The organism is Larkinella fluvii (genome assembly GCF_051857545.1).
Classification (GTDB): Bacteria; Bacteroidota; Bacteroidia; order Cytophagales; family Spirosomataceae; genus Larkinella.
Genome location: NZ_JBPZHB010000015.1, coordinates 119,325 through 136,986 on the forward strand (window position 1 = coordinate 119,325; position 17,662 = coordinate 136,986).

Annotated in this window: 16 protein-coding genes; 9 read left to right on the plus strand and 7 right to left on the minus strand. The window is 50.6% G+C overall.

Translation table 11 applies throughout. The features are described 5' to 3' along the window. Positions 1–37: 37 nt before the first annotated feature. Positions 38–796 carry a head GIN domain-containing protein gene (locus ACS5NO_RS30235; RefSeq protein ID WP_114407176.1) on the plus strand — a complete coding sequence of 253 codons (759 nt, stop codon included), beginning with the start codon at positions 38–40 and terminating at the stop codon, positions 794–796. 197 nt (positions 797–993) lie between these two features. On the opposite strand, the gene ACS5NO_RS30240 is transcribed toward ACS5NO_RS30235, so the two are convergent. The 3 genes from ACS5NO_RS30240 to kdsA all read right to left on the minus strand — a co-directional run bounded on the left by ACS5NO_RS30240 (position 994) and on the right by kdsA (position 3,918). Then, positions 994–2,013: a phytanoyl-CoA dioxygenase family protein gene (locus ACS5NO_RS30240; RefSeq protein WP_439418585.1), complete on the minus strand. Its 1,020-nt coding sequence runs from the start codon at positions 2,011–2,013 to the stop codon at positions 994–996. Between the two features lie 205 nt (positions 2,014–2,218). After that, the gene (gene kduI / locus ACS5NO_RS30245; protein WP_439418586.1) at positions 2,219–3,049 is read right to left on the minus strand and encodes a 5-dehydro-4-deoxy-D-glucuronate isomerase; all 831 of its coding nucleotides are present in this window, start codon (positions 3,047–3,049) and stop codon (positions 2,219–2,221) included. Between the two features lie 59 nt (positions 3,050–3,108). After that, positions 3,109–3,918 carry a 3-deoxy-8-phosphooctulonate synthase gene (gene kdsA / locus ACS5NO_RS30250; protein WP_439418587.1) on the minus strand — a complete coding sequence of 270 codons (810 nt, stop codon included), beginning with the start codon at positions 3,916–3,918 and terminating at the stop codon, positions 3,109–3,111. A 393-nt stretch (positions 3,919–4,311) separates the two neighbouring features. Here kdsA and ACS5NO_RS30255 point away from each other — a divergent pair, with 393 nt between their 5' ends. From ACS5NO_RS30255 to ACS5NO_RS30270, 4 genes are all read left to right on the plus strand, one after another. Continuing rightward, the gene (locus ACS5NO_RS30255; RefSeq protein ID WP_038121612.1) at positions 4,312–4,548 is read left to right on the plus strand and encodes an acyl carrier protein; all 237 of its coding nucleotides are present in this window, start codon (positions 4,312–4,314) and stop codon (positions 4,546–4,548) included. 24 nt (positions 4,549–4,572) lie between these two features. Further along, positions 4,573–5,826, plus strand: coding sequence for a beta-ketoacyl-ACP synthase II (gene fabF / locus ACS5NO_RS30260; protein ID WP_114407172.1), 1,254 nt, complete (start codon positions 4,573–4,575; stop codon positions 5,824–5,826). A gap of 8 nt (positions 5,827–5,834) precedes the next feature. Beyond that, positions 5,835–6,617 (plus strand): ribonuclease III, encoded by a 783-nt coding sequence (gene rnc / locus ACS5NO_RS30265; protein ID WP_374755905.1) that lies wholly within the window; start codon positions 5,835–5,837, stop codon positions 6,615–6,617. A 428-nt stretch (positions 6,618–7,045) separates the two neighbouring features. Then, on the plus strand, positions 7,046–8,578 hold the full coding sequence (locus ACS5NO_RS30270) for a Do family serine endopeptidase (protein ID WP_439418588.1): 1,533 nt from the start codon (positions 7,046–7,048) through the stop codon (positions 8,576–8,578). Positions 8,579–8,662: 84 nt separating this feature from the next. Here ACS5NO_RS30270 and gmd read toward each other — a convergent pair whose 3' ends face one another. Both gmd and ACS5NO_RS30280 read right to left on the minus strand, forming a co-directional pair. After that, positions 8,663–9,775: a GDP-mannose 4,6-dehydratase gene (gene gmd, locus ACS5NO_RS30275; protein WP_439418589.1), complete on the minus strand. Its 1,113-nt coding sequence runs from the start codon at positions 9,773–9,775 to the stop codon at positions 8,663–8,665. 42 nt (positions 9,776–9,817) lie between these two features. Continuing rightward, positions 9,818–10,426 carry an SPOR domain-containing protein gene (locus ACS5NO_RS30280; protein ID WP_439418590.1) on the minus strand — a complete coding sequence of 203 codons (609 nt, stop codon included), beginning with the start codon at positions 10,424–10,426 and terminating at the stop codon, positions 9,818–9,820. Positions 10,427–10,558: 132 nt separating this feature from the next. On the opposite strand from ACS5NO_RS30280, the gene murB reads away from it, so the two are divergent. Continuing rightward, positions 10,559–11,584, plus strand: coding sequence for a UDP-N-acetylmuramate dehydrogenase (murB, locus tag ACS5NO_RS30285; protein WP_439418591.1), 1,026 nt, complete (start codon positions 10,559–10,561; stop codon positions 11,582–11,584). Positions 11,585–11,700: 116 nt separating this feature from the next. Here murB and ACS5NO_RS30290 read toward each other — a convergent pair whose 3' ends face one another. Continuing rightward, positions 11,701–12,615, minus strand: a complete 915-nt coding sequence (locus ACS5NO_RS30290) for an ROK family protein (RefSeq protein ID WP_114407168.1) — start codon at positions 12,613–12,615, stop codon at positions 11,701–11,703. A 171-nt stretch (positions 12,616–12,786) separates the two neighbouring features. Then, positions 12,787–13,527 carry an SDR family oxidoreductase gene (locus tag ACS5NO_RS30295; protein WP_439418592.1) on the minus strand — a complete coding sequence of 247 codons (741 nt, stop codon included), beginning with the start codon at positions 13,525–13,527 and terminating at the stop codon, positions 12,787–12,789. Positions 13,528–13,674: 147 nt separating this feature from the next. Here ACS5NO_RS30295 and ACS5NO_RS30300 point away from each other — a divergent pair, with 147 nt between their 5' ends. The 3 genes from ACS5NO_RS30300 to ACS5NO_RS30310 all read left to right on the plus strand — a co-directional run bounded on the left by ACS5NO_RS30300 (position 13,675) and on the right by ACS5NO_RS30310 (position 17,514). Continuing rightward, entirely contained in the window at positions 13,675–14,403 is a 729-nt protein-coding gene (locus ACS5NO_RS30300; protein WP_114407268.1) for an MlaE family ABC transporter permease, read from the plus strand. A gap of 109 nt (positions 14,404–14,512) precedes the next feature. Further along, the gene (locus tag ACS5NO_RS30305; protein ID WP_439418593.1) at positions 14,513–15,259 is read left to right on the plus strand and encodes an ABC transporter ATP-binding protein; all 747 of its coding nucleotides are present in this window, start codon (positions 14,513–14,515) and stop codon (positions 15,257–15,259) included. After that, positions 15,256–17,514 (plus strand): sensor histidine kinase, encoded by a 2,259-nt coding sequence (locus ACS5NO_RS30310; protein ID WP_439418594.1) that lies wholly within the window; start codon positions 15,256–15,258, stop codon positions 17,512–17,514. The genes ACS5NO_RS30305 and ACS5NO_RS30310 overlap by 4 nt, the downstream gene beginning before the upstream one ends. The last annotated feature ends 148 nt before the right edge of the window (positions 17,515–17,662 follow it).

Genomic DNA, 17,662 nt, shown 5'->3' on the forward strand with positions numbered 1-17,662 from the left:
TGCATCTTTAGCCTGAATTATTCAACTAAAATCTGCTATGAAAAGGTCACTTGCGTTTTCCTTATTCACCCCCTTTCTGCTCTCGACAACGGTTTTATCGATAGCCGCCATCAGTCCTTCGGGAAGCCAACTGGTCGAAATCATGAGCGCCCTGCCCGTTCAGGACGAAACCCGGACCTTCAACGTCAGCAACTTCGACAAACTCGACCTGGGCAGTGCCTTTACCATTCACGTGACGCGCGGCAGTGGCTACAAAGTGACAGCTTCGGGGCGGGGCGATGACCTGGACGATCTGGAAGCGAAAGTGATCAACAATAAACTCCAGGTGCGTTACAAGGATAAACTCGGCTGGAACCGGAACCGCCAGCGGGTAACCGTCACGATTACGATGCCGGATCTGAAAAGTGTTTCCTTCTCGGGCGCTTCCAAGTCCGATGTGACCGGTTTCCGCAACCTCAAGGACCTGGGGGTCGATATTTCGGGCGCATCGACGTCGACCATCGAAGTAGATGCCGAACGCGTGATGGTCGATCTGTCGGGTGCCTCGAATGTGACGTTAACCGGCCAGGCCAAGCGGCTCGACGGCGACGTTTCAGGGGCAACGACGTTGAAAGCCTATGACCTGAAGGTTTCGAGTGCCAAAGTAGAGCTGTCGGGAGCCAGCAGTGCCCGGATGAACGTCAGCGACCGGCTCGATGCCGACGCCAGCGGAGCCAGCAGCCTAACCTACCGTGGCTCGGCCTCCATTCGCTCCAATACTTCCGGTGCCAGCTCGATCAAGAGTGTTGATCGGTAAAGGCGTTTTATATGCGAAGAAAGCGCATAGACATGAGAAAAAAGAGGGTAAAAACGATCATACCACACGGTATTAGGCCCCTCTTTCATCTCTTGTCTACCTTCTTTCCTCTAACTGATAGTTAATTGAGATTGGTAGAATCAAAAATCGCCCTCCGACTTGGAGGGCGATTTTTTTATGGAAAAAACGGGTAACTACTATTCCTGGATCGTCTCACCGCGTTGAAAGGTATTTTCGTATTCTTTCAGCGTGGGGTCCGCAAAGACGTCAGCCCCGTTCAGGTTGTAGCGGACGGGCTCGTTTACGAGGTCGTGCCGGTGCCGGAAATACCCCAGGGCCGAAGAATAATGACAGACGTACGATTTGCGGGTCAGGTTCTCATCCAGAATCGGTTCGCCACCGTGGGCCAGAGCCGCATGCCAGATCAGAACGTCGCCCTTTTTGAGCAACAGCGTCTTCCGCTCCAGCCCCTCACACTCGGCGATCAGATAACGGCCGAAATCCGTGGGATTTTTGGTCGATTCACCCGTGAAGAAAATACCGTTTCCCCAGTTGAATTTCGGAATCTTGTGCGAACCAACAAAGTAATGCAGTTCACCCGATCCGGGTTTCACATCTTCCAGCGCGATCCAGGCTGCGGCCAGATGACTCGGAACCTGGGGGACGACATACGGAAAATCCTGGTGGGTTTCCTGCTGTGAACCATACAAAAAGGTCAGGCTCTGCATGGCCACCACCTTTTCGTTGAAAATGGCCTCCAGAAACGAAACAATGGCTTTGTGAAGCATCAGTTTCTTACCGGCCACCGAGGCATTGTGGAAGTCCATTACTTTAATATACTGGCCTTCAATAATTTCGCGCGGAACATCCCGGACTTTCATCACCGGGTGTTTGCGGTATTCGGGCCGGTCGATGCGAATGTTGATGTCATACTGTTTGTGCTTCTCGATCAATTCCTGCACATCGGCCAGATAGGCATCGATCAGTTCGTCCGAAATGACTTGTTCAAGAATGACATACCCGTTCTTGCGCCAAAAATGAAGCTTTTCGGTCAAATCATAGGGTAACTGGCTGGCTTTGGGAAATTGTTTGACGAAGCCCTCGATGTCCGGATTCTGCCTGTCAATCCAGGGCAGGTTCTCAGCCGGAAAATCATGGAGAACCGGGGCAGGAAACAGCCTTTTGTAAGCCTGCCGCGCTTTGTTTACGATGGACATAGTTTCAGGTAGCAATGTTGCTCCTAAATCTAGTATTATTCTTTTTAAATTTTTAACATAACCCGCTAAAAATCAGGGAACTAGATTTTTCAAAAAATCTAGTTCCCTGATAATCAGGCATTCCCGTTCAATCGACTTTTAAAATTTATTCAAAAATAAGTGTAAGGAGCGCGTAAGATTTCCAGTCAGAGACGGCGGATTTTCACTACCGGATGTCGCTCAATTGAACAAAATCCATGTCGGTGAACGAATAATTTTCGCCCGCCATGGCCCAGATGAAGGAGTAACTGGCGGTTCCGGCGCCGGCATGAATGGACCAGGGCGGAGACAGAATGGCCTGATCGGTAGCCACCAGCAGGTGACGCGTTTCCTGGGGATGTCCCATAAAATGAAAAACCCGCTGGTTTTCAGGAATATCAAAATAAATATAGGCTTCCATCCGGCGGTCGTGAACGTGGGGCGGCATGGTATTCCAGATGTTGCCGGATTTCAGGGTTGTCAGCCCCATCACCAACTGACAGCTTTGCAAACCGTCGGCATGAATGTATTTGTAGATGGTTCGCTGATTGGCGGTTTCCTGGGCACCCAGATCTACCGGCGAAGCCTCTGCCGACGTCAGTTTTGCCGTTGGGCAGGTTCGGTGGGCGGGGGTCGAAATCAAGGCAAATTTGGCCGGTTTGTCAGCCTGATTGCTCCTGAAGGTCACTTCCCGGCTTCCCATCCCCACGTATAAACACTCTTTTTTTGACAAGTCAATCACCTGTCCGTCAACTGTTACGGTTCCGTCTCCAGCCAGATTGATAATGCCCAGTTCACGCCGTTGCAGAAAGAAATCCGCTTTCAGCTCGTCATACGCCGGTAACGTCTGCGGCCCATCGACGGGCATGACGCCCCCCACGATCATCCGGTCGTAATGGGAATAAACGAACTCGAATATATTGGGTGTAAACAGGCTTTCGATGAGAAATTCCCGGCGAATCCGGTCGGTATCATACTGCTTGAAATCGCTGGGATTGGTCGTATAACGGGTCTGCATGGATGAATAAGATCAGTTTATGAAGAGAGGGCTGAAGCGGTTTTTTCTACTGTTATCGGTCAGGATAGGGCTTGCCGAATCCGGACCAGTTTCTCCAGCAAACCTTCCAACTGACTCAGTGGCAACATATTGGCCCCATCCGATTTAGCTTCCGACGGGTTGGGGTGAGTTTCGATGAACAGACCGTCGGCCCCTACGGCAATGGCGGCTTTGGCGATGGTAGCAATCAGAGCCGGTTTTCCGCCCGTGACGCCCGACGACTGGTTGGGCTGTTGCAGCGAGTGCGTACAGTCCATTACCACCGGAACGCCGTGGGCCTGCATCATCGGCAGGTTGCGGTAATCGACCACCAGATCGCCGTAGCCGAAAGAGTTGCCCCGGTCGGTCAGCAACACCTCCGCATCCGGATAAACCGACTTCACTTTTTCAACGGCAAAAGCCATCGAATCGCCCGACATAAATTGTCCTTTTTTGATGTTGACCACCTTTCCGGTTTGGGCGGCCGCAGTGAGCATATCGGTTTGCCGACACAGAAAGGCCGGAATTTGCAGCACATCCACGTACTCTGCCGCCATCGCGGCCTCGTGCGATTCGTGGAAATCCGTGACGGTCGGAACCTGGAAGCGCTCGCCCACTTCTCTGAGAATTTCGAGGGCTAAACGATCACCGATCCCGGTAAAAGAATCCAGTTTCGTCCGGTTTGCTTTGCGATAGGAGCCTTTGAACAGAAATGGGATCCGGAGTCGATCCGTTATGGCGACCAGTTTTTCGGCAATTTCCAGGGCCATTTCGCGGCTTTCGATGGCGCAGGGTCCCGCAATCAGGAAAAAGTTGCCCGAATCGGTATGTTTTAGTTTGGCAATCTTCACAGGTGGTTTTGACGTTTTCGTACAAAACTACACAATTAGACCACTTTGAACGGTTCAGCTCTGTCAAAATCGCACTTTCGCTAACTTTTGCCGGTTCTTGCCACTTTGGGAGCGACTAATCTGAAATTTAAGTCGTTTATTGCCATTTTGATAGATTGTTGGGCCATTCGACGAAACCGGAGCTACTTCATTTGGCCGTCTGGTGATCGAGTTGCTACCGGGACGGTAGTTCAGTTGGTAAATACAATTTTATTTTGTAATAAGCTGTTAATCTGTCTTTTTACAAAAAAAACCAAGCACTTTTAAACGATTTTCGATAGAAAAAATTATTTGACAATACTGTTTTTAATCTCTTTCTTTGCACAGTTTTTAGAACCCCAAACGCATACAGAAATGTCAGAAATTGCAGACAAAGTAAAAGCAATCATTGTTGAAAAACTGGGTGTTGAAGAATCGGAGGTAACGCCGGAAGCCAGCTTCACTAATGATCTGGGCGCTGATTCGCTCGACACCGTTGAACTGATTATGGAATTTGAAAAAGAGTTTAACATCTCTATTCCGGACGATCAGGCGGAAAACATTGGTACAGTAGGCCAGGCCATTACGTACCTGGAAGAGAATGTGAAATAAGCTTTTCTTTTTGTAGTTCATTCTATGCCTTTTAAACGAGTAGTAATCACCGGCCTGGGCGCTCTTACGCCGATTGGTAATACAGTACAAGAGTTCTGGAACGGCTTATCTGCCGGTGTAAGTGGCGCCGGTCCGATTACTAAATTCAATGCCGAAAAATTTCGGACAAAATTCGCCTGCGAAATTAAGAACCTGGACATCAACCAGTTCATCCCTCGTCAGGACGCTCGTAAGATGGACCCTTTCGCCCAATACGCCCTCATTGTGGGCGACGAAGCGGTGAAAGACGCCGGGCTTGACCTCACCAAGCTCGATCTGAACAAAGCCGGTGTCATCTGGGGTTCAGGAATCGGAGGGCTAAAAACCTTCGAAGACGAAGTAAAGAATTACGCCACCGGCGATGGCACTCCCCGTTACAATCCATTCTTCATTCCGAAAATGATTGCCGACAGTGCATCGGGCATGCTCTCGATTCGCTACGGTTTTCACGGTGTCAATTACGTGACGGTTTCGGCCTGCGCTTCGGCGACCAACGCCATGATCGACGCCTTCAACTTCATTCGGCTGGGACGACTGAACATCGCCATTTCCGGCGGTTCAGAAGCCGCCGTAACCGAAGCGGGTGTCGGCGGGTTTAATGCGCTCCGGGCGTTGTCGGAACGAAACGAATCGCCGGAAACGGCTTCACGGCCGTTTGACAAAGACCGCGACGGTTTTGTGCTGGGCGAAGGTGCCGGGGCACTGATTTTGGAAGAGTATGAACACGCGAAAGCGCGGGGTGCCAAGATTTACGCCGAACTGATCGGCGGAGGCATGTCGTCCGATGCCTACCACATTACGGCACCGCACCCCGAAGGGCTAGGCGCACTGAATGTGATGAAAGATGCGCTCGACGACGCCCAGATTCGTCCGGAAGACATCGACTATATCAACGTACACGGAACGTCGACGCCTTTGGGCGACGTCAGCGAAGCGACAGCGATTGAAAAAGTGTTTGGCGATCATGCCTATAAAGTTAATATCAGCAGCACCAAGTCGATGACGGGTCACCTGCTGGGGGCGGCTGGGGCCATTGAAGCCATTGCCTGTCTGATGGCGATGAAATACGGTATTGTTCCACCGACGATCAACCATTTTACCGACGACGAACAATTTAATCCGAAGCTGAACTTTACGTTCAACGAAGCCCAGAAACGAACCATCGACGTCGCTTTGAGTAATACGTTTGGGTTCGGGGGTCATAATTTTTCCGTGATATTTCGCAAACTTGAGTCATAAACAGCCGCGTGCCAGCCGCTTCAGCCAACACCTTCTTCGAGCCTATTCGCAGTTTTTTCCGGTTTCGGCTGGGCAACAGCGAACGCAAAAAATTTAAGCGCTCCGTTGAACACATCATTGGCGAAGCGCCTTCCAACGTTGGCCTGTATCAACTCGCCTTCCGGCACACCTCGGCCTCGAAAGAAACGGCGATCAAGGGCTTCAAAGAATCCAACGAACGGCTGGAATACCTGGGCGATGCGGTTTTAGGCATGGTGATTGCCGAGTTTCTCTTCAAAAAATTTCCGTATAAAGACGAAGGCTTCCTGACCGAAATCCGCTCCCGGATCGTCAACCGGGAAACCCTCAACGGCATTGCCCGGAAAATCGGTCTGGAAAACCTGATCGAATACGACGGAAGCCGCAACCGGGGTATTGTGCCCTCCCGCACCTCCATGTACGGCGATGCGCTCGAAGCGCTGGTCGGTGCCATTTACCTCGACAAGGGATTCCGATTTACGCGTCGGTTCATTCTCAAGGAGTTACTGGGTCATTATGACCTCGAAGCCCTGATCAGTAACAACGCCAACTTCAAAAGCCGCCTGATCGAGTGGGCGCAACGGGAAGGCAAAAAAGTAGAATTTATCATTATTTCTGAACGCGGAAACAACCACTTCCGCGAATTCATCTCTCAGGTAACGGTCAATGACGAACCGTTTGCCCAGGGCAGTGGCTACAGCAAGAAAAAAGCCGAACAGTCGGCCGCTGAAAAAGCCTGTGAGCAACTGCAGATGAAACCGGTTTCCAATTAAAAACCGGAATCTTCCCCCTTCCTGATCAGGTTTCCGGACAATTCATTTCTGCACCAACCTTCGGTATTTGGTGTCATTTTATCAAATGTCACCCCTTGTCGCTAAAAAACGCCTGTCAAACTGACCTGGTTGTCACCTAAAATAAACAATCATTCCCGTCATAATGACATAAATTTCTCTAAACATTGGACTGGTATGGATGTTGTAACTAGGGTGCTATACCGCTGATTTCTGACCAACAACCCAATAATTGAAAATTATGATTTTCACTGGCTCTCCATCTCTTGTGTGCGACGGCACAGCCAGCCAACATTCGCCTGTTAAAATTTGTTAATTGCGTTAAAAAAGCGAATTTTTGGAAAAGCAGATTTCGTTATCATGGGGAACTGGTACGAAAACAGTAAACGACCCATTTTTAGAATCAAGTCATGAAAAACAACTGGAAAACGTTAGCGATCATCGCTCTGCTGTCAAGCTTTGTTACATTGGCCGCTTATAACTTCTTAGGATTTAATAAGCAGGATGTAATTTTTAACGAATCGTCACCAACTCCCACCCCGACGGGCCGGTTGGCGGCACTGACCGGGCCTCAGGGCGCTCCGGGTGATTTTACTTACGCTGCCGAAGCCACTACACCGGCGGTGGTACACATCAAAACGACTATGACCCGTACGGTTCGCCAACAGCAGATTCCGGATATTTTCCGTGACTTCTTTGGGGACGAATTTGGCCGGGGTGGCAACGGCGGTGCCCCGCAACGGCAACGCGGTCAGGCATCCGGCTCCGGTGTCATCATCAGCCAGGATGGCTACATTGTTACGAACAACCACGTGGTACAGGGTGCCGACGAAGTGGAAGTAATTCTGACCGACAAGCGCAGTTTCAAGGCGAAAGTGATTGGCACCGACCCGCTGACCGATTTGGCTGTGATTCAGGTGAATGCCAAAAATCTCCCTTCCATTACGCTGGGTGATTCGGATGCGCTGAAACTTGGTGAATGGGTGTTGGCCGTGGGTTATCCGCTGGATCTGGAATCGACGGTTACAGCCGGTATTGTGAGTGCCAAAAGCCGCCGGATTGGTATCCTGGATCAGAATATCGACCGCAACGACGCCAAACCGGATTCGCCGGTCGAAGCCTTCATCCAGACGGATGCCGCCATCAACCCCGGTAATTCCGGTGGGGCACTGGTCAACCTGCGCGGTGAACTGGTCGGGATCAACTCGGCCATCGCTTCGGCTACGGGGTATTATAGTGGATACGGTTTTGCCGTCCCGGTTTCTCTGGTGAAAAAAGTTTCGGCTGATCTGGTTAAATACGGCAACGTACAACGCGGTTATCTTGGCATCATTCCGGTTGAACTGAACAGCCTGAGAGCACAGGAGCTGGGTTCTAAAATTGGTCGTGGGATCTACATCAACGAAGTTGTGGAAGGCGGTGCCTCAGCGTCGGCTGGTTTGAAGAAAGGTGATGTGATCGTGAAAATGGAAGGTCAGAATGTGGATTCCGACGCTCAAATGCGCGAAATCATCGGCCGTCGTCGCCCGGGTGACGTCATTGCGATGACGGTTAACCGGAATGGCGATCTGCGCGATTTCCGCGTCGAGCTGCGCAACCGCAACGGAGGTCGCGACATCATCAAGAAAAGCGACAACGTTTCTGCTTCTAATTCAGCCGCTACCCTGGGTTCGCTGGGAGCCGACTTTGAAGAACTGGCTGCAACCGATGCCAAACGGCTGGGCGTTGATGGCGGTGTTCGGGTGAAACGGATTCGTGAGGGCAAAATGTCCGAAACGGACATCGAAGAAGGCTTCATCATTGTGAAAGCCAACGGAAAAGTCGTCCGCACGGTGAAAGATCTGCAAACGGCACTGAACACCACCAAAGAAGGTGAAGGCCTGATGCTGATCGGTATGTATCCGAACAGTTCCCGGATGTACTACTACGCCGTGCCTGTATAAAGTATCAAGTGTGTTTTCGGGTTCATAAAAAAGCCGCCGGTTCTCAGAACCGGCGGCTTTTTTATGGTGGTTTTCGCTCTTAATTTACTCGAAATAATTCATCACCCGGTGACCGCTTTTCTCAAGCAACTGGTCACGTTGGAACAGTTCGATGTCGGCGGCAACCATTTCTTTCACCAAAGCGGCCAGGTCGTATTTCGGTTTCCAGCCCAGTTTGGTCATGGCTTTGGTCGGATCACCGAGGAGCAGGTCCACTTCCGTCGGGCGGAAATACCGTTCATCGATGCAAACCAGTTCGCGGCCCACTTCAATAGGATAGCTGAGGTTGGTCGAATTGACCACCACACCGGTTTCGTTGACGCCTTCGCCTTTGAACTCCAGTTCGACACCGATTTCGGAAAAAGCCATCCGGATAAAATCGCGGATGTGGGTGGTTTTTCCGGTAGCAATCACGAAGTCTTCCGGTGTTTCCTGCTGCAACATGAGCCACATTGCTTCGACGTAATCCTTGGCGTGGCCCCAGTCGCGTTGCGCGTCCAGGTTCCCCATGAATACTTTATCCTGCAAACCCAGCGCAATCCGGGCCACGGCACGCGTGATTTTCCGGGTTACAAACGTCTCCCCACGCAGAGGTGATTCGTGGTTGAACAGAATTCCGTTACAAGCATACATGCCGTAGGCTTCCCGGTAGTTGACCGTAATCCAGTAGCCGTAGAGTTTGGCGACGGCGTAGGGAGAACGGGGATAGAAAGGGGTCGCTTCGGATTGAGCGTGCCCCTGAACCCCACCATATAATTCCGAAGTTGACGCCTGATAGATGCGGGTTTTGTTGCTCAACCCCAGCAATCGAACGGCTTCCAGAATCCGCAATGTGCCAATTCCGTCGACGTGTGCCGTGTATTCAGGCTCATCAAAACTCACCCGAACGTGCGACATAGCCCCCAGGTTATAGATTTCATCCGGCTGAACTTCCTGAATGATCCGGATGATGTTAGTCGAATCGGACAAATCACCGTAGTGTAATACAAACCGCACGTGTTTCTCGTGCGGATCTTCGTAAATATGATCGATCCGCTGGGTGTTGAACAGCGAACTCCGGCGTTTGATGCCATGAACTTCGTATCCCTTCGACAGGAGTAGTTCTGCTAAGTAAGCGCCGTCCTGGCCGGTAATTCCGGTAATAAGTGCTTTTTTCATAGAGTATTGATAAAGACTAACTAGAAAAAATATAGGTTATCGCTATTTAATGGACAAACTCCTTCTAATCTCGATTCGGTCAGGCAAAAGCGTTGCCGAGGAAAACTGCTGACGCAGTTGGGCCAGATACCGCTCGGCATCGAGCCGACGCATGAAATCGCCCACTTTCAGCCGGTAGGTTGGCTGTCGGTACGTCGTATAGGGGTTCAATTCCGGAAAATTCTGGTAGGTAAACCGTTTGACGCGGTCCACCTCGGCCCGCTGGTCACCAACATACACCTGGATTCGATACCCTTGCGCGTACCGGATGGAGCGGTTTTTAACTGAAATAGTGTCAAGAATGGCATCCAGTTTTTTGTTGATGTGCAAAGGCTCGGCCATGGGCAGGGTCCGGCGGGTTTCGGAAGCCGGGCGGGCGGGCGGGGTGGAAGGTAACGGTTTGGAGGGGGTTGCGGTCACTGTGGTGTTGTACTTCGGACGGGTAGCCGACAAGTCGTAATTGTATGTATTGTAATCTGTCGAGGAAGTTGACGACGACCGGGAAGCCGTCTTTTTCGATGACGCACACGAGCTGATCCAGCCCGACAGTCCGACCAAAACTACCAGGATAAACGCGCTATCCGACCCAATTTTATACATCTGTGCTTTCATCCCTTGTTTGCAAATTTAGCAACTATCTGGTTATGCAACAATCCGAACGCTATCTTGTTGAGCAATACCGTCAACATACCAACGTTTTCCCTTCTTTTTACTTACTTTGAGGTAGCATTCTTACGCTAACCCATGCTAGATATTCAGAGCCACGTATCGCTGAAATCCTATAACACATTCGGAATCGACGCAAAAGCCCGCTATTGGGTCGAAATCGATACCGAAGAACAACTGAGAACGCTTTTCCAGGTATCCGAGTTTTTGGCTGCTCCCAAACTAATTCTGGGGGGAGGCAGCAACCTGCTTTTCACACGTGACTTTGAGGGACTGGTTGTTAAAATGTCCATCCAGGGAATCAAAGTGGTGCGGGAAGACGAGTCACACGTCTTCGTAAAAGCGGGAGCGGGAGTCAACTGGCACCAGTTGGTTCTATTTTGTGTACAAAATGGCTATGCCGGTATTGAAAATCTGTCGCTGATTCCGGGCACCACGGGTGCGGCCCCCATGCAGAACATCGGAGCCTACGGCGTTGAAATCGAGCAAGTGTTCGATCACCTGGAAGCGGTTGACATCCAAACGGGCGAAACCCGGATTTTCAATCATGCCGAATGCCGGTTTGGATATCGGGAAAGCATTTTTAAACACGAAGCCAGAGGAAAATACATCATCAGCAGCGTCACGTTTCGCCTGAACAAACAGCCCGTTTTTCACATCGAGTACGGTGCCATTCGGGAAACACTGGCGACCATGGGCGTTTCAGAGGACAATCTCAGCATCAAGGCAATCAGTGAAGCGGTGATCCGAATCCGGCGCAGCAAACTCCCCAATCCCGCCGAAATTGGCAATGCCGGGAGCTTCTTTAAAAATCCGGAAATCTCAAAAGACGACTTTGCCCGGCTGAAAGCCGAGTATCCTACCCTCCCGGGCTATCCGACCGGCGACCTAACGATGAAAGTTCCGGCGGGCTGGCTCATCGAGCAGTGCGGCTGGAAAGGCAAACACATCGGCCATGCCGGGGTGCATTCCAAACAGGCGCTTGTGCTGGTCAACCACGGGGGAGCCACGGGTGCCGAAATTCTGAACGTAGCCTCTCAGGTGCAGCAGTCGGTGCAAGACCGGTTCGGGATTCGGCTGAATCCGGAAGTGAATATTGTTTGAATGGATTGAAATGGCTGGATGGTTAAATGGTTTGAATTGAATGGTTAAAAATGGATGGAAAGTTGCATGAATCAGCCATTCAAACCATCCAACCATTTTTAACCATCAAAAACCATCTATTCAAAACAAAGCGATGCCGCGCCCAGCAGGCCCGCGTCGTTGCCGAGGGTGGCGCGTTTGAGCGACAAACCGTTCTGATAATAGGGCGTGAGCCAGAAGTCCAGTTGTTTTTGAACAGCGGGCAGAATATAGTCGTAGGAAGCCGACAGGCCGCCACCAATCAGAATCTGCTTGATGTCCAACACCCGAATGAGTGATACGAGCCCGTCGCCGAGCATCTCGCCCACTTCCGTCCAGATTTGCAGCGCCAGTTCGTCGCCAATGGCGGCCGCAGCCACCAGACTGGTCGTCGAAATGCTTCCGTCTGCCGCCAGTTGGGTGGTTCCTTCAAACTCCTGACGCCGTTCGTTGGCTAGATCCAGCAGTTCTTTTTTACCGATGTTCCGTTCGAGAACACGGTTGTTGCGCGAAGGCAGATGACCGGGTTCCATCGCGTTGCCGTCGCCACCGACAAATACCTTTTTGTTGATAATAGCCGCTCCGCCAACACCCGTTCCCAGGGTAATGAAAATATAATTTTCGTCGATGTTATCGTCAGCAAAATAAAATTCGCCCAGCGCAGCCGCGTTGGCGTCGTTTTCCAGAAAAAACTGGACGTCCGGAAACCGTTTGTTCAGGGATTCGACCAGGGGAACGCCGTTCAATTCGGGGATGGCCGTAATTTCGAGCGGGACGGTTCGCTCCCGGTTGATCATACCCGGCAAGCCAATTCCCACTTTCTTAATTTCCTTGTGTTCATACAGTTGAAGCGCAATGGCGTCAGCAAATTGTTCGACAAAATGCCCTGATTCGCGCCAGCTAGCCGTATCATGACTGTAAAAGTTGGAAATATTGCCACTTTGTGCGTCGACAATACCCATTTTGACATTCGTACCGCCGACGTCAATACCCAAATATTGAACAGATTCCATTACTGGAGCTTTATGTTAAAAATATACTTTTTACCCATTTTTAGTCGATGAGGGCGCAAGATACGAAGGAAGATTTTAATGAATATCGAATAATGAATATTGAACGCCGAATAACGACGAGATGCGTCTCTTTCGGTGTTCGTTATTCATTATTCGATATTCATTATTTTCTCATTTAATATCTCCCAATTGCGGTCTGAGCAAAATCTCTTCAACCACGGCTCCCGCCGATAAATTATACGCTGACCAGATAACTTCGGCAACATCGGAGGCTTGCATAAACCGGGCTTGGGGCAGACCGGAAGCCGCCCAACTGTCGGTATACGTAGCCCCCGGCAGCAAGGTTGTCACTTTAACACCATACGGTTTCATCTCCTCCCGCAATTCTTTGGCCATTCCCAGCAAGGCAAACTTGGAAATGCAATACGAACCGCCGTTCGGATAGGCCGTTGTACTGGCTGTTGACCCCATCATAAAGATGTGGCCTTTCCGCTGCTTCATCATATCGCCAATCAGCCCGCGGGTCAGGTGATAAATGCTGGCCACGTTGAGATTCATCGTCAGTTCAAACGTTCCTTCCGGCTCGTTGTGGATCTGCCCCGGCAGAAAAACACCGGCGTTGTTGACCAGCGCACTAACCGGACGAGCCAGTGAACGAATGAAGTCAACAAATTGATTAACATCCTCACGCTGAGCCAGATCAGCGGCAAACGGAAAGATGGTTGGAATCACGGCATCGTCGAATCCTTCCAGAACCTCCGCCACCGACTCCTCGATTTCGTGCTTCAATTGCCTTAAATCTTCTTCGCTACGGGCACAAACTGCCACATCAAAACCGCCTTCCGCAAAACGTTCAACAACGGCCCGGCCAATGCCTTTCGTACCGCCGGTAACTACCAATAGTGGATTCATAGAATCAGCCAATGGTCATTAGCCACCATCCAATCTACCTAAATACGAAAGATTGTTTGTTAATGACTATCGACTCTTTCATGTTTTTTGGCAAGATACGCACAAAAGCGTTCTATCTTTACCGTAGTTTTGTTGTTATTTGTGCTCATGCATCACCTTGGACGTTATTTTATCTTCTTAGGTTCCCTGTTCCGGAACCGGGAAAAAATGGGGGTTTATTCCAAACTGGTTCTGGACGAATGCATCCAAATCGGCATCAACTCCGTTTTCATCGTTTCTATCGTCTCGACGTTCATTGGGGCCGTAACCTGCGTCCAGACGGCTTATAACCTGGTTAGCCCGCTGGTTCCACTGACAATTATCGCCGTTATTGTGCGCGACAGCACCATTCTGGAACTGGCTCCCACCATCACCTGCGTCGTTTTGTCGGGCAAAGTCGGCTCCAACATTGCCGGTGGTTTGGGAACCATGCGAATCACCGAACAAATCGATGCGCTGGAAGTGATGGGGATCAATTCGAGTTCGTATCTCGTGTTGCCCAAAGTGCTGGCCTCCATGATTACGTTTCCGATGCTGGTCATCCTGGCGGGTTTTCTGTCAATCTACGGCGGTTATATTGCCGGAACAGCAGCCGATATCATTACGCCGGAAGACTACATCAGTGGACTCCGCTCCGACTTTAAACCGTTCAGCATCACCTTTGCCCTAATCAAATCGGTGGTATTTGCCTTTCTGATTTCGACCATTTCGTCTTTCAAGGGATACTATACGGCGGGGGGCGCACTGGAAGTAGGACAGGCCTCAACGGCTGCCGTCACGAATAGCTGTATTGCGGTCTTAGCCGCCGACTTTCTGTTAGCGCAGTTGTTGTTGTAAAACTGTTTCGCGGACTTGAGCGGAGGAAAAGGAGTTAAGCAGAGAATTAATAAACAACTCCGCTTAACTCGCCTTTCCTCCGCTCAACTCCGCGAAACAACTCGAAATCATGATTGAAATAAAAAACATTCAGAAAACTTTCGGAGAACGGACGATTCTGTCCGGGATTTCGGGGAAGTTTTTGCCCGGCGACACGAGTTTGATCATTGGCGGCAGCGGTACCGGCAAAAGCGTTTTGCTGAAGTGCATGATTGGCCTCATCAAACCCGAAGAAGGCCAGGTGCTGTATGACGGCCGCGATTTCCTGACCGGCGACGAAGATACCCAGAAAGCCATCCGGCGCGAAATGGGCGTTTTGTTTCAGGGTGGCGCGTTGTTCGATTCAAAAACCGTCCTGGAAAACGTCCGGTTTCCGCTCGACATGCTGACCGACATGCCAACATCAGAAAAAATGGAACGGGCGCAGTTCTGTTTGCAGCGGGTCGGGCTCGAAAATGCGGCCGATCGGATGCCGTCCGAAATCAGCGGGGGGATGAAAAAGCGCGTCGGCATTGCCCGCGCCATTGTGATGAACCCCAAATACCTCTTTTGCGACGAACCCAACTCCGGCCTTGACCCGCTGACGTCCATCAAAATTGACGAGCTGATCCGGGAAATTACCGACGAATTTAAAATTACCACCGTTGTGATTACCCACGACATGAACTCGATGATGGAAATCGGCGAGAAAATCATGTTTCTCTACCAGGGAAAAAAAATGTGGGAAGGCTCCAGTTCAACCATTACACAATCGAAAGTGGCGGAACTGAATGAGTTTATTTACGCCAATAAACTCTTACGGGATACCAAGGCATGAAACCACAGCATAATGCACTGTTAATCAAAAATGGCGGACCGATGCGATGGTCATCCTCTATGGTAAATGGTGCCTTATTGCTGGTTTTCTGGCTCGGGTTTCGATCTTTTGGGTTTGCGCAGCAGCCCTGGCCACCGGTTTTCGAAATCAAAACGGATTCCGGTCGGGTGGAAGTCGATACGGCCCATTTCCAGGTGCTGGCAGACCCGGCGGGAAATTACACCTTCGAACAGGTCCGACGCAGCGATTCGTTCCGGTACGATTCTTACTACAATCCCAACCGAAGTTCGCATGTTTACTGGATTCGCATGCGGGTCAAAAACACGTTGCCCCACGATCTGAATCTCTATTACGGCGATTTCTACGCCAGCTACCTGGATCTGTACCGGCTGGATGCCAGTCAGCGTTGGCAGCACCAGCGAACCGGTGATCTGGTTCCGGAAAACCAGATTCCGGATCGAAACGGCAATAAAGAACGAAGCCGGTTGTTCATTCATCTGCGCCCCGGCGAACAAACAACGCTCTACCAACGTTTGGAAAGCGCCTATTGGCACCCACCCCTGACCTACCTGGAGCCTCAGTTCGAAACCGAAGAAAACCGCATCCAATCGGTTTACAAGTCGATCCGGGTTGAGAACTTCTGGGAAAACTACTTTTTTGACGGGATCATGATCGGGGTCCTTTTTCTGGCCATTGCCTACAACCTGTTCATCTTCATTTCGATCAAAGACGTCGTCTATCTCTATTTCGCTATCTGTCTCTTTTTCTTCACCTTAGACCGCAACGCCTACAACATTCAGCTTGCTTTTTTTGAAAACCAGCCCCATCTGTTCAAACTGCTGGCCAATTTCTTTTTCATTATCTTCTTCAGCTTTTTCATTCAATCAATCCGAAAATTTATTCAACCCACTCCGGAGTTGGGTCGCTTAAACCGCGCCATCTCCTATTTTCTGGCTTTGACGGCGGCCGTCAATATACTTCAGTTTTTCATGTACCGGTTTTCGGGGATGCCGACCTTCGAAATCATGCTTCTTATCGAAATCCTGATTCGGGTCGTGTATGTTTTGCTGGGTATCGGAATGGTGAAAATGGTCCGGCGCGGGTCGCTCGACGCCCGGTTTGCCCTGTTGGCAACGCTGCCTTTGTTTACGTATTGGCTCTTTACCCTTAGCACACAAATTGTAGGACGGTACCTGAATCTGAAGCTCCCCAAAGGGTTTCGGGGTATGCTTGAGTACAGCGAAAGTTTCTGCTTTGCCTGGCTCATTATCTTCTTTTCGGGAGCCCTGCTCAACCGCTACAACCTGGCTCGCAAGCGGGTGGCGCAGCAGGCGATTGAAAAGGAACAACTTGAGAAAGAACGCGAAATCGAACGAAACCGCATCATCGCCAGCCAGAACGAGCGGCTGGAACAACAGGTGAAAGAACGCACCACCCAGCTACAGACCTCACTTGAGGAACTGAAAGCCACGCAGAATCAACTCATTCAGAAAGAAAAACTAGCCTCGCTGGGTGAGCTGACGGCTGGGATTGCCCACGAAATTCAGAACCCGCTCAACTTCGTCAATAACTTCTCGGAAGTAAGCACCGAACTGGTGACTGAACTCGAAGAGGAACAGCAAAAAACGGATCGCGACGCCGAACTGGAAAAAGAATTGTTGGGCGATTTGAAGCAGAACCTCCAGAAAATCAATCACCACGGCAGCCGGGCCAGTCAGATCGTCAAAAATATGCTGGCCCACTCGCGCACCACGACCGGCGACCGCCAGGCCACCAACCTCAACGCGCTCTGTGACGAATACCTGCGGCTGGCCTACCACGGCCTCCGGGCCAAAGACAACACGTTCAATTGTGAACTGGTAACCGATTTGGACCCGACGGCCGGTTCGGTCAACCTCGTCCCGCAGGAAATCGGGCGGGTATTGCTGAATCTATTCAACAATGCATTTTACGTCGTCCAGAAAAAGCAGAAAACAACGCTGTCACCGTATAAGCCAACGGTTACAGTGTCGACAAAAGCCGGTTTGAAGCAAATTGAAATCCGAATCATCGACAATGGGCTGGGGATGGACGATTCCGTCAAAGAAAAACTCTTTCAACCCTTCTTTACCACCAAACCCACCGGCGAAGGCACCGGTTTGGGGCTTTCACTGAGTTACGACATCATTACCAAAGGCCACGGCGGAACGCTAACCGTCGAAAGCCAGCCAGGAATCGGATCGGAGTTTATTATCACCTTGCCGGTTGATCGATGATTTTGTAAAAAAATAATAAATGTAGAATCAGTACTGTACGAAGGATTGTTTTAACTCCTTCGGGCTTGGTGTGCTAAGTATTTTCTGAGTAGCTCAACACCGTTGGGTAAGTCGAGCACTTCCAGAATGACGTTGGCTTGTAGTTCTT

Coding starts and splice junctions, on each gene's coding strand:
- ACS5NO_RS30235 (WP_114407176.1), top strand. CDS start 38: ATGAAAAGGTCACTTGCGTTTTCCTTATTCACCCCCTTTCTGCTCTCG.
- ACS5NO_RS30240 (WP_439418585.1), bottom strand. CDS start 2,013: ATGTCCATCGTAAACAAAGCGCGGCAGGCTTACAAAAGGCTGTTTCCT.
- kduI (WP_439418586.1), bottom strand. CDS start 3,049: ATGCAGACCCGTTATACGACCAATCCCAGCGATTTCAAGCAGTATGAT.
- ACS5NO_RS30255 (WP_038121612.1), top strand. CDS start 4,312: ATGTCAGAAATTGCAGACAAAGTAAAAGCAATCATTGTTGAAAAACTG.
- fabF (WP_114407172.1), top strand. CDS start 4,573: ATGCCTTTTAAACGAGTAGTAATCACCGGCCTGGGCGCTCTTACGCCG.
- ACS5NO_RS30270 (WP_439418588.1), top strand. CDS start 7,046: ATGAAAAACAACTGGAAAACGTTAGCGATCATCGCTCTGCTGTCAAGC.
- gmd (WP_439418589.1), bottom strand. CDS start 9,775: ATGAAAAAAGCACTTATTACCGGAATTACCGGCCAGGACGGCGCTTAC.
- ACS5NO_RS30280 (WP_439418590.1), bottom strand. CDS start 10,426: ATGAAAGCACAGATGTATAAAATTGGGTCGGATAGCGCGTTTATCCTG.
- murB (WP_439418591.1), top strand. CDS start 10,559: ATGCTAGATATTCAGAGCCACGTATCGCTGAAATCCTATAACACATTC.
- ACS5NO_RS30290 (WP_114407168.1), bottom strand. CDS start 12,615: ATGGAATCTGTTCAATATTTGGGTATTGACGTCGGCGGTACGAATGTC.
- ACS5NO_RS30295 (WP_439418592.1), bottom strand. CDS start 13,527: ATGAATCCACTATTGGTAGTTACCGGCGGTACGAAAGGCATTGGCCGG.
- ACS5NO_RS30300 (WP_114407268.1), top strand. CDS start 13,675: ATGCATCACCTTGGACGTTATTTTATCTTCTTAGGTTCCCTGTTCCGG.
- ACS5NO_RS30305 (WP_439418593.1), top strand. CDS start 14,513: ATGATTGAAATAAAAAACATTCAGAAAACTTTCGGAGAACGGACGATT.
- ACS5NO_RS30310 (WP_439418594.1), top strand. CDS start 15,256: ATGAAACCACAGCATAATGCACTGTTAATCAAAAATGGCGGACCGATG.